Annotated in this window: 11 protein-coding genes and 2 pseudogenes; 8 read left to right on the top strand and 5 right to left on the bottom strand. The window is 68.5% G+C overall.

Features of this window, described 5'->3' with window-relative positions; genetic code table 11:
• Positions 1-108, bottom strand: a pseudogene (locus tag GXZ33_RS04345) (TIGR03089 family protein); the annotation flags it as partial.
• 126 nt (positions 109-234) lie between these two features.
• On the opposite strand from GXZ33_RS04345, the gene GXZ33_RS04340 reads away from it, so the two are divergent.
• From GXZ33_RS04340 to GXZ33_RS04300, 8 genes and pseudogenes are all read left to right on the top strand, one after another.
• Positions 235-1,011 (top strand): glycosyltransferase, encoded by a 777-nt coding sequence (locus tag GXZ33_RS04340; RefSeq protein WP_291339661.1) that lies wholly within the window; start codon positions 235-237, stop codon positions 1,009-1,011.
• Positions 1,008-1,972, top strand: a pseudogene (locus GXZ33_RS04335) (polyprenyl synthetase family protein). The gene GXZ33_RS04340 and the pseudogene GXZ33_RS04335 overlap by 4 nt, the downstream one beginning before the upstream one ends.
• Positions 1,965-2,864 (top strand): phytoene/squalene synthase family protein, encoded by a 900-nt coding sequence (locus tag GXZ33_RS04325; protein ID WP_291339658.1) that lies wholly within the window; start codon positions 1,965-1,967, stop codon positions 2,862-2,864. Before GXZ33_RS04335 ends, GXZ33_RS04325 begins: the two are co-directional and overlap by 8 nt.
• Positions 2,861-4,435, top strand: coding sequence for a phytoene desaturase family protein (gene crtI / locus GXZ33_RS04320; RefSeq protein WP_291339657.1), 1,575 nt, complete (start codon positions 2,861-2,863; stop codon positions 4,433-4,435). Before GXZ33_RS04325 ends, crtI begins: the two co-directional genes overlap by 4 nt.
• Entirely contained in the window at positions 4,432-4,764 is a 333-nt protein-coding gene (locus tag GXZ33_RS04315) for a lycopene cyclase domain-containing protein (RefSeq protein WP_291339656.1), read from the top strand. The genes crtI and GXZ33_RS04315 overlap by 4 nt, the downstream gene beginning before the upstream one ends.
• On the top strand, positions 4,761-5,054 hold the full coding sequence (locus GXZ33_RS04310; RefSeq protein WP_291339655.1) for a lycopene cyclase domain-containing protein: 294 nt from the start codon (positions 4,761-4,763) through the stop codon (positions 5,052-5,054). The genes GXZ33_RS04315 and GXZ33_RS04310 overlap by 4 nt, the downstream gene beginning before the upstream one ends.
• Entirely contained in the window at positions 5,051-5,908 is an 858-nt protein-coding gene (locus GXZ33_RS04305) for a prenyltransferase (RefSeq protein ID WP_291339654.1), read from the top strand. The genes GXZ33_RS04310 and GXZ33_RS04305 overlap by 4 nt, the downstream gene beginning before the upstream one ends.
• A 254-nt stretch (positions 5,909-6,162) precedes the next feature.
• Complete coding sequence (locus GXZ33_RS04300) at positions 6,163-6,522, top strand: RidA family protein (protein WP_291339663.1); 360 nt, start codon at positions 6,163-6,165, stop codon at positions 6,520-6,522.
• A 107-nt stretch (positions 6,523-6,629) separates the two neighbouring features.
• Here GXZ33_RS04300 and GXZ33_RS04295 read toward each other — a convergent pair whose 3' ends face one another.
• From GXZ33_RS04295 to GXZ33_RS04280, 4 genes are all read right to left on the bottom strand, one after another.
• Positions 6,630-8,042, bottom strand: coding sequence for an amidase (locus GXZ33_RS04295; protein WP_291339662.1), 1,413 nt, complete (start codon positions 8,040-8,042; stop codon positions 6,630-6,632).
• Positions 8,032-8,217, bottom strand: coding sequence for a hypothetical protein (locus GXZ33_RS04290; protein WP_291339653.1), 186 nt, complete (start codon positions 8,215-8,217; stop codon positions 8,032-8,034). The genes GXZ33_RS04295 and GXZ33_RS04290 overlap by 11 nt, the downstream gene beginning before the upstream one ends.
• 170 nt (positions 8,218-8,387) lie before the next feature.
• Positions 8,388-9,530: an SLC13 family permease gene (locus GXZ33_RS04285; RefSeq protein WP_291339652.1), complete on the bottom strand. Its 1,143-nt coding sequence runs from the start codon at positions 9,528-9,530 to the stop codon at positions 8,388-8,390.
• A gap of 2 nt (positions 9,531-9,532) precedes the next feature.
• Positions 9,533-9,970, bottom strand: a 438-nt coding sequence (locus tag GXZ33_RS04280) for a LytR C-terminal domain-containing protein (RefSeq protein ID WP_291339651.1), incomplete at its 5' end; no start/stop codon positions are given.

Raw genomic sequence — 9,970 nt, 5'->3', positions numbered from 1 at the left:
GTCCAGGGTCACTGCGGAGAAGTCGAGCCGCGCGCCGGTGGACTCGTTGTAGACGGTCAGCCGCGGGGTCGAGGGGTCGGTCCTGAGCAGATGTGCGAGAAGCTCCATGCCGCCCCATGGTAGGCAGGTCGCGTGGAGGATGTGGGGCCGGACCCCTGTCCCGGGGAACGGCGATGCCGTACATTTAGAGGACATCCGATGTCCGTGATCGACGATTGTCCAGGAAGTGACCGCGTGCCAGGACCCCGCCGCACCATCAGTGTCGTTGTCCCCTGTCTCAACGACGCGGATCTGCTGCGGCGCTGCCTCGACTCGTTGGCGGCCCAGGACACCCCGGCCGATGAGATCATTGTGGTGGACAACGGCTCCACCGACGACTCCGTGGAGGTGGCCACCCGGGCGGGCGCCCGCGTCATCCACGAGCCACGCCGCGGCATCACCTGGGCCACCCACGCGGGTTTCGACGCCGCCACCGGGGACATCCTGGCGCGTACCGACGCCGACGCCTGCGCCGCCGCAGACTACCTCACCCGCCTCCACGCCGCCTGGGACGCCGCCGACCGCTCCCCGGGGCGTCGTGTCGTGGGGGTCACCGGGACGGCCCGCTTCGAGATCCCGGGCTGGCGCGGCGACCTGGCCAGTGCGGCCTACCTCACGGCCTACCGCCGCAGTGTCGGCGCGGCTCTGGGGCACCATCCGTTGTTCGGCACCAACTACTCCGTGCGGGCGGAGTGGTGGCGTGCGGTCCGCGACCGCCTCGACTCCGCCGACACCGCATCCCACGATGACATGCAGATGTCCTTCGAGGTCCGCCCCGGGGAGACGGTGTGGTTCCAGCCCGATCTCACCCTCGACATGGACGCCCGTGCCCTCCACGGCACCCGGCAGACCGTCCGGCGTTTCCACCGGGGGATGCACACCATCCTGCGGGCGTGGCGTCGGCACCCGCCTCACCGCCGTCTGGCGGCCCGTGGTCTGCTGGGACCGACCCTCCGGAAGGTGCTCACATGAACAGCGACATCCCCTCCAGGGTGGCGGCGAGTCTGGCGCTTCTCGACGACTACCTGGCGTCACTGACCGCGGCGGCACCCACCTCCTCCCGGCTGCTGGACCACGTCTACCGGGGTGTGTCCACCTATGCGTCGGGAGGCAAACACCTGCGCGCCCACCTGGTGCACATCTCCGCCGGTGAGGTCAGGGGCGCCCGTCTGCGGGCGGCGACGGTGTTCGGGGCGAGTGTGGACATGCTGCACGGGGCGTTCCTCATCCATGACGACGTCATCGACCGTGACGACACCCGCCGCGGTCATCCGAGCGTGCACGCCGCGGTGCGTGAGGAGTTCGGTGACGCCCACCTGGGAACCTCGCTGGCGATCACCGCCGGGGACCTCGGGCTCACGGGGGCCGTCGGGATCCTGCTGGACTCTGACCTGGAGGACACCCTCGTGCGCGGGGCCCTGCGCATCCTCAACGGTGCCGCGCAGTGGACCATCGTCGGGGAGATCCTCGACATCGCGCACTCCGCCGTCCCCGGGCCGGCCCCGGACCTCATCCGGCTGAGCAACGACCTCAAGACCTCCGTCTACAGCTTCGGGCACCCCTGCAGCTGGGTGCGCTGGCGGCCGGGCGTGACCCGGCGCCGATGGAGCCGATCGCCCGTGAACTGGGACGCGCCTACCAGGCGGCGGACGACATCGCCGGCACGGTGGGGGAGAGCGGGGAGACCGGGAAGCTGGCGGGCGGTGACGTGCTGCACGGGCGGGCCACCCTCATGACCATGCGGATGTCGGAGGGCGAGGAACCCGACCCCGGCCGGCTGGCGGAGATCACGGCCGCTGTGGCGGAGGAGGGACGGGAGCACCTGCGGGCGGCGCGTACCCTCATCGGGGATGCGGAGCTGGAACCGGGGATCCGGTCCGGCCTGCATGAGGTGACCGACCGGATCGAGAGGATGCTGGGGAGATATGTCTGAGTTCGACTACCTGGACCGTTATGACAGGATGGCCGCGCGCGCCGCGGAGAAGGTCATCACCTCCTACTCCACGAGCTTCTCCCTGGCCACGACCCTGCTGTCGCCGAAGGTGCGGCGTGACATCCGGCACCTCTACGCCATGGTGCGGATCGCCGACGAGATCGTCGACGGGACCGCCGCCGAGGCCGGCGCCACGCCTGTCGAGTGCGCGCAGCTTCTCGACGCCTACGAGGACGCCGTCCTCGCCGCCCCCGACCGGCGTTTCCACGTTGATCCCGTCCTGCACGCCTACGCAGGGTCCGCCCGCCGCTGCGGCTTCGACCCCGCCCACGTCCGGGCCTTCTTCGCCTCCATGCGGCGTGACCTCACCCACTCCCGTCACGATCAGGGCAGTTTCGACGCCTACGTCTACGGTTCCGCCGAGGTGATCGGGCTGTTGTGCCTGTCGGTGTTCCTCGTCGACCACCCTGTCACCGACGCGGAGAGGGCACGCCTGGAGGCGGGGGCGCGGAAGCTGGGGTCGGCCTTCCAGAAGGTCAACTTCCTCCGTGACCTGCGTGAGGACGCCGGTGTACTGGGACGCAGCTACTTCCCGGATGTCGACATCGCGGCGCTCACCGAAACGGACAAGGCACGACTGGTCGCTGAGATCCGGGAGGAGCTGGACGCCGCAGAAGCCGTCATCCCCCTCCTCCCCGGGGCCGCACGCGCCGGGGTGCTCGCCGCGACACGCCTGTTCGCTGAACTCACCGACCGTATCGAGGCGACCCCCGCCACTGAACTGGTGACCCGTCGGATCAGTGTGCCCCGCCACCGGAAGGTGGCCATACTGGCCAGGGCGGCGGTCTCCGCCCCACGTCTGTCCCCTCCCCGGAAAGCTGGTCGCCCATGAGTGCCCCGACTGCCCTGATCATCGGTGCCGGTGTCGCCGGCCTGGCCACCGCCGCCCTGCTGGGGAAGGAGGGGTACCAGGTGCGGGTCGTCGAGAAGCTCGACACCGTCGGCGGGCGCGCCGGTGACCTCACCGTCGCCGACCACCCCGGGTTCCGGTGGGACACCGGCCCCTCCTGGTACCTCATGCCCGACGCCTTCGAGCATTTCTTCCGCCTGCTGGGCACGACCACCGACGAGCAGCTCGAGCTGGTGGACCTCACCCCGGCGTACCGGGTGTTCCCCGAGGGCGGGGACCCGGTGGACGTGCACAGCGGGCGGGAGGAGGCGGCTGCCCTGTTCGAGTCCATCGAGCCCGGTGCCGGGGAGAAGCTGCGCGACTACCTGGACAGTGCCGGTGACGCCTACGGCATCGCGCTCGAGCGTTTCCTCTACACGACCTTCTCCGCCGTCACCCCCCTGGTGCACCGTGATGTGCTCAGCCGTGCGACCACCCTCGCCAGGCTGCTCACGAGTTCGCTGGCCGACTTCGTGAACAGGCGTTTCCGGGACACCCGGCTGCGTCAGATCCTCACCTACCCCGCGGTCTTCCTCTCCTCCCGGCCGGAGACCACGCCGGCGCTCTACCACCTCATGAGCCACACCGACCTCACGCAGGGGGTGCGCTACCCGGTCGGTGGCTTCACCTCCGTGGTGCAGGCGCTGCACCGCCTGGCGGAGGAGCAGGGCGTGCAGTTCCTGCTGGAGACGGAGGCCACGGCGATCACCACCCGGGATGGACGCGCGACCGGACTACGGGTGCGCACCGCCGCCGGTGAACTGCGTGAGCTGCAGGCCGACATCGTCGTCTCGGGTGCGGATCTCCACCACACCGAGAATCACCTGCTTCCCGCTGAGCTGCGGACCTACCCCGAGAAGTACTTCGCCCGGCGCGACCCCGGCATCGGCACCGTCCTGGTCATGCTCGGCGTGCGCGGCCGCCTGCCCCAGCTGACCCACCACAACCTGCTGTTCAGCGAGGACTGGTCCACGGACTTCGCCGCCGTCTTCGACGGGCCCCAGCCGCACCGGCCCCTGGACGCCTCTCGGTCGATCTACGTGTCGATGCCCTCGGCCACCGAGGACGGGGTCGCCCCTCCGGAGCATGAGAATCTCTTCGTCCTCGTGCCCGTGCGGGCCGCCGAGTCCCTCGGCCACGGCAGCCTGTTCCGGGGGTCCGGCACCCCGGCGGTGGAGGCCATCGCCGACGCCGCCATCGCCCAGATCGCCGAGTGGGCCGACGTCCCGGACCTGGCTGAGCGCATCGTCACCCGGCACACCGTCGGGCCGGCGGACTTCGCGGAGCGCTACCACGCCTGGCGGGGTGGGGCGATCGGTCCGGCGCACACCCTGCGGCAGTCGGCCTTCTTCCGCGGCCGGAACATCTCCGGGAAGGTCGCGGGCCTGTACTACGCCGGGGCCACCACCGTCCCCGGGGTCGGGGTGCCGATGTGCCTGATCTCCGCGGAGAACGTCATCAAGCGGCTGCGCGGCGACACCGGTCCCGGCGCCCTCCCGGAGGTTGACCTGTGAGTTTCGCGTATCTGGGTGTCCTGCTCCTCACCCTGGGGTGCATGGTGCTGTGTGACTGGCGCTGGCGCCTGGCCTTCTTCCTCGACGCCCGACGTGCCCTCGTCCTCAGCGTGGGGGTGGTGGGGGCGTTCCTCCTGTGGGATGCCCTGGGCATCGTGACCGGAACCTTCTTCCGTGGTGAGTCGCCCTACATGACCGGTGTCGATCTCGCCCCCGAGATGCCCCTCGAGGAGCCGGTGTTCCTCTTCTTCCTCACCTACCTGACCCTCAACCTCGCCACCGGCGCACGCCTGCTTCTCGACGCCCCCGCGAAGCAGGTGACCCCGTGACCTATCTGCTCATCAGCGTGCCCTTCCTGGTCCTCGGCCTCGGGCTGGCCGTGATGCGTCGGCACGCGGCACCCCGGCAGTGGGCGGTCACCGCCCTGGTCCTGCTGGTGCTGGTGGTGCTCACCGCCATCTTCGACAACCTCATGATCCGGGCGGACCTCTTCGGTTACGGGGAGGCTCAGCGCCTCGGCCCCCAGGTGGGCCTCATGCCGGTGGAGGATCTCTTCTACCCGCTCTTCGCGGCGCTGGTCGTGCCGGCGCTCTGGCCCGGGAAGCGGCGTTCGCCGTGAGGGTCCTGCGCGGGATCCTCGCCGCCTCCCGGCCGATCAGCTGGGTGAACACCGCCTTCCCCTACGGCCTGGCGTACCTGCTCGTGGGCAACGGCCTGGACTGGCTGTTCTGGGTGGGGGTCATCTTCTTCCTCATCCCGTACAACATCGCCATGTACGGCATCAACGACGTCTTCGACTACGAGTCCGACATCCTCAACCCCCGTAAGGGCGGCGTCGAGGGGGCTGTGCTGCCGAGGTCGATGCATGCGCCGCTGCTGTGGGTCTCGGTGCTCACGACCCTGCCGTTCCTGGTGGTCATGTTCGCCTCCGGGACCTGGCGGTCGGCATTGTGGCTGGCGGTGTCCATGGCCGCGGTGGTGGCCTACTCCGCGTCACCACTGCGTTTCAAGGAGCGTCCGGTGCTCGACTCCGCCACCTCAGCGGCGCACTTCGTCACCCCGGCCATCGTCGGGGCCACGATCCGGACCGAGGAACTGCCCGGTTACTTCTGGGTGGCCGTCGCCTCCTTCTTCCTGTGGGGCATGGCCAGCCATGCACTCGGCGCGGTGCAGGACGTCAGGGCCGACCGGGAGGGCAACCTGTCCTCCATCGCCACCGCCTTCGGGGCGCGGGCCGTCACCCGCCTGGCCGCCGGCACCTACCTGCTCGCTGCGCTGCTCCTGTTCCTCCTGCCCGCGCCGGGCTGGGTCGTCGGCCTCGCCGGCCTGGGGTACGTGGTCAACGTCCTGCGCTTCTGGACGATCACCGACGACACCTGTGAGGACGTCAACCGCGGGTGGCGCGTGTTCCTCTGGCTCAACTACCTGGTGGGCGCCATCGTCTCCATCTCCCTGGCGACCGTCTACCTGTGAGGTGACCGAGCCGGGCAGCCGGGCAGCTGACATGCAGATCGACAACTCCGCAGAGGCGGTCCACCTGACTCTGGCCTGGTGGTTCATCGCCCTCCTCACCGGTAACTCCACAGCCTCGTGCGCTGAGTTTTCCCCGAGGAGTGTGACGGGCTCGTGCCGGAAGCTGCGGGCCCTTTTCAGGGGTGCCGCCCGGGAAACGTGGCCGTGGTCACCTGAGGTTGGACATGATGGTGGGAAGCCTCAACCCGAAAGGAATGACCATGCAGCCGACCTCCGACCACCCCTACTCGATGGCCAAGCGCGCCGGGGACTTCATCTTCGTCTCCGGTGCCCTGTCCGTGGACAAGGACTACCAGCCGGTTGAAGGCCGCAGGGAGGCCCTGGCCGCGGCCCTCGAGCGCATGACGGAGCGCCTGGCCACCGAGGGCGGCGAGCTCAAGGACCTGGTCAAGCTCACCTACTTCGTCACCGACATCACTCTGCGGGAGGAGGCCAACGAGCAGTTCTCCGAGCACTTCGCCGAGGCCCGCCCGTCCCGCACCTTCCTCGAGGCCTCCAACCTGCCTTACGGGGCGACGGTGGAGATCGACGCGATCGCGTACGTGGGGGAGTGAGTTCACCTGCCTGACCTGCCGGTCGGGACAGCCCTGCCCCACGCGTGAGAGAGGCGCGGGAGGCACTCGACTGAGTCTCTCCCGCGCCTCACGCCGTGAATGCCGGACTAGGCTCCGACCGGAGCCCGCCTGCCTTCCATCGGGTCGTTCTTCTCCACGAAACCGCCTGCACGGAGCACGGTGGCCTCATCAAAGGCGCGACCGATGATCTGCAGGCCGACGGGCATGCCGTCGTTGAGGCCGGCAGGCACGGAGAGTGCCGGCAGGCCGGTCAGGTTGCTGGGCCCGGTGTAGCGGATGAAGGCCATCACCAGGTCCACGTCGGTTCCGTTGAGGTCGGCGAATTCGGAGCCGATCGTCGGAGGCATGACGGGCAGCGTCGGAGCCATGATGACATCGACCTCTGTGAGCGCCGCGGCGAAGTCCTTCTTGATCTGGCGGCGGGCCTGCTGCGCCTGCAGGTACTCGACCGAGGAGAACAGCTCTCCCAGCTCGAACAGGAAGCGGATGTCGGCACCGAAGTCGTCGGGGCGTTCCACCAGGTCGTTGTGGTGGATGGCGGAGGCCTCGGACAGGCTCACGGCCAGCTCCGCCCACTCGGAGATCGCCAGCGAAGGAATCTTCACCGTCTTGAGCTGGGCGCCCTGTTCCACCAGGGCATCGATCTGGGCGCGGACCAGACGTTCCACCTCGGAGTCGACGTCCTTGAAGTAGTAGTCCTCTTCAATGCCGATGACCAGGTCCTTCGGGCTTCCGTCGAGTGCGCTGAGCGTCGGGGTGACGGGGACGTCGACCGCGGTCGGGTCCTTGGGGCTGAACCCGGCGATCACGTCGAACAGCGCTGCGGCATCCTCCACCGACTTGGACATCGGACCGATGTGGTCGAGGCTCCAGGCGAGTGGGAAGCAGCCGTCCTTCGAGACCCGGCCGTGCGTCGGCTTGAGGCCCACCAGTCCGCAGGCGGAGGACGGGATACGGATGGAACCGGCGGTGTCGGTGCCGAGGGTGTTGAAACTCATGTCGGCGGCGACAGCCGCGCCGGATCCGCCACTGGAACCACCAGGCACCTTCTCCAGGTCCCAGGGGTTGCCGACGGCTCCGAAATGGGGGTTGTTGTTGTCGATGCCCCAGGCGTACTCGTGCATGTTGAGCTTGCCGGTGAGGACGATGCCCGCTTCCTTCATGCGGGCGACGACAGAAGCGTCCTCCTCGGGCACGAAATTCTTGTGGATCTTCGACGCCATCGTGGTGGTTTCCCCGCCGACGTAGATGTTGTCCTTGATGGCCATCGGCACACCATGCAGCGGACCCCGGTTCTGGCCGGCCGCGATCTCCTGGTCCGCCTGCTCGGCTTCCTGCAGAGCCTTCTCGTCGCGGAAGCTGATGTAGGCGTTGACCTCGCTGTTGAGCTTGTGGGCGTGATCGAGGAGGGCCCGGGTCACCTCAACTGCGGTGACCTCCTTGTCGGCGATGAGTTTGCCGACCTCGACTGATGTCTTCTTGAGCAGCTCACTGGTCAACGTGGTCACCTCCCGGGATGTTGCGTACCGCGATGTCAGCGTCGTCGAGCGGGACGACGTTGAGGTTCTGTTTCAGTGACTGAACCTCAGCCCACTTCGCCTCCAACTTCGTCAGATGCTCGGGGCTCGGGTGGATGTCTCGTGCAGCCAGAGCATCCTTCACCGAAAAGCTCATGATGTCTCCTTGATTCCTGGAACTGGGTGAGCCGTGTCACGTGATTGGGGTCACGATTAGCTTGAATTCGACCATAGCTCACAAAGGCCGTAATTTCATTGAATGGTCTTATCTGTCGGCGGTGGGGCGCATGGATTGGGCCCTCCAGCAGCACATTTGTCGGATCGGAGTCAGTTGACAAGAAGGAGGCCCGCGGTCGACACCACGACCGCGACGGGCGCAATGACCAGCCCAGCGAACATGAATGTGGACCAACGGATCTCCACCCCGTGGCGCCGCGACTGGTCGGCCCAGAGCAGGGTGGCCAGGGACGCCCAGGGGGTGATGATCGGTCCGGCATTCACGCCGATGAGCAGCGCCATGAGGCCGGAGGAGGTTGTCGCGGCCGGTTCGAGGGCGAGATAGGCGGGAATGTTGTTGCTGGCGTTGGACAGCAGTGCCCCCGCGAAGGCGAGCGTGAAGGGGCCCCGGTCCGCCAGTGCGGCCAGCACGGGGTCGAGCAGCCCCAGGGAGTGCACGACGGCGGCCGCGGCGCTCAGGGAGAACGCGAAGAACAGTGTCGACCAGGGGATCATCCGGTGGACCGGCGTCGGAAAGCCCAGGTGCCTGAGGTGGAGAACGGCGATGAGGGCGGCGCCGGTCGTGGGCATCCAGACGGGCAGTGGTGTCAGGAGCAGTACGAGCAGCACACCGATCAGGCCGGCGAACCTCCGCGACTCAGACGTGAGGGGAGTGGGGTGCGCACCGGTGAGGGGGAAACGCCCGCGGGCGGGAACGAGCGGGGCGAGGGCCGCGATCACCGCCAGCACGAGGGCCGGCAGCCAGCTCAGGGAGACGTAGTCGGCCAGGCCGGAGAAGTGCTCGGTCTCGACGGCGAGGAGGTTCGTCAGATTGGAGATCGGCAGGAGCATCGAGCCGAGATTGGCCATCCACACCACCGCGAACGCCGCCGCCAGGGTGTTCAGTCCCGATGCCCGGGCGATGGCGATGACCAGCGGGGTGATCAGGAGTGCTGTGGTGTCCAGGGAGAAGAAGACCGTCACCACGAGGGAGATGCCGAGGATGAGCGCCCACGCCCGGGCCGGGGAACCTGCGCCCCGCCCGGAGGACAGTCCGAGACGTCGCTGGAGAAGACCGATCAGCCCCTCGAAGGTCTGCACCGACTGTGCGGCGTTGACGACCACGGACATCGCCGCGACGAATCCGAGGACCGGGACAATTCGTCCGAGCAGGTCGAGGGCGGCCCCGGAGTCCAGAAATACCAGGGCGGCCAGCCCGCAGAACGAACTGACCGCCAGGATCCAGGTGCGCACCCCTAGTTCACGCACCTCGGTCCGTCGCCGCCGGCGTCGATCTCGGGGGCGGCCTCGGCCTCGCCGAAGTCGGAGCCCGGGGTGCCCACGGTCTCGGTCTCACCGGCGCCGACACCGGCGCCGGAGGACGGTCCGACGGAGGAGTCGCCCACGAGGGAGGCATCGCCGAGGGGTCCGGTCCATTCGTCGTGGGTGACCACGATGAGGGTGTCAGAGTTGAGGCCGGCGTTCTCCGTGATCTCCAGTCCGCCGAGGGCCGCGGCCAGGGCGATGGCGTCCGGGTCGGAGGCGTCGGCTGCGACGACCTGTGAGTAGGTGTAGATGCCCGGCAGGGCGTTGGTCACCTCGACGACGGAGTAGCCCTCCGCGGAGAGCCAGCCGCCGACGTTGCCGGCCAGACCGGTGGTGAAGCCGGCGTTGAGGACGTGGATGTCCTTGCC

This window comes from Corynebacterium sp., assembly GCF_012838985.1.
In the GTDB taxonomy this organism is placed as follows: domain Bacteria; phylum Actinomycetota; class Actinomycetes; order Mycobacteriales; family Mycobacteriaceae; genus Corynebacterium.
This window is presented reverse-complemented; position numbering and strand designations above follow the sequence as displayed.

What these genes read in the sequence shown, in the direction of transcription:
- GXZ33_RS04290 (WP_291339653.1), bottom strand. Translation starts at nt 8,217, where the DNA reads ATGAGCTTTTCGGTGAAGGATGCTCTGGCTGCACGAGACATCCACCCG.
- crtI (WP_291339657.1), top strand. Translation starts at nt 2,861, where the DNA reads ATGAGTGCCCCGACTGCCCTGATCATCGGTGCCGGTGTCGCCGGCCTG.
- GXZ33_RS04325 (WP_291339658.1), top strand. Translation starts at nt 1,965, where the DNA reads ATGTCTGAGTTCGACTACCTGGACCGTTATGACAGGATGGCCGCGCGC.
- GXZ33_RS04300 (WP_291339663.1), top strand. Translation starts at nt 6,163, where the DNA reads ATGACCATGCAGCCGACCTCCGACCACCCCTACTCGATGGCCAAGCGC.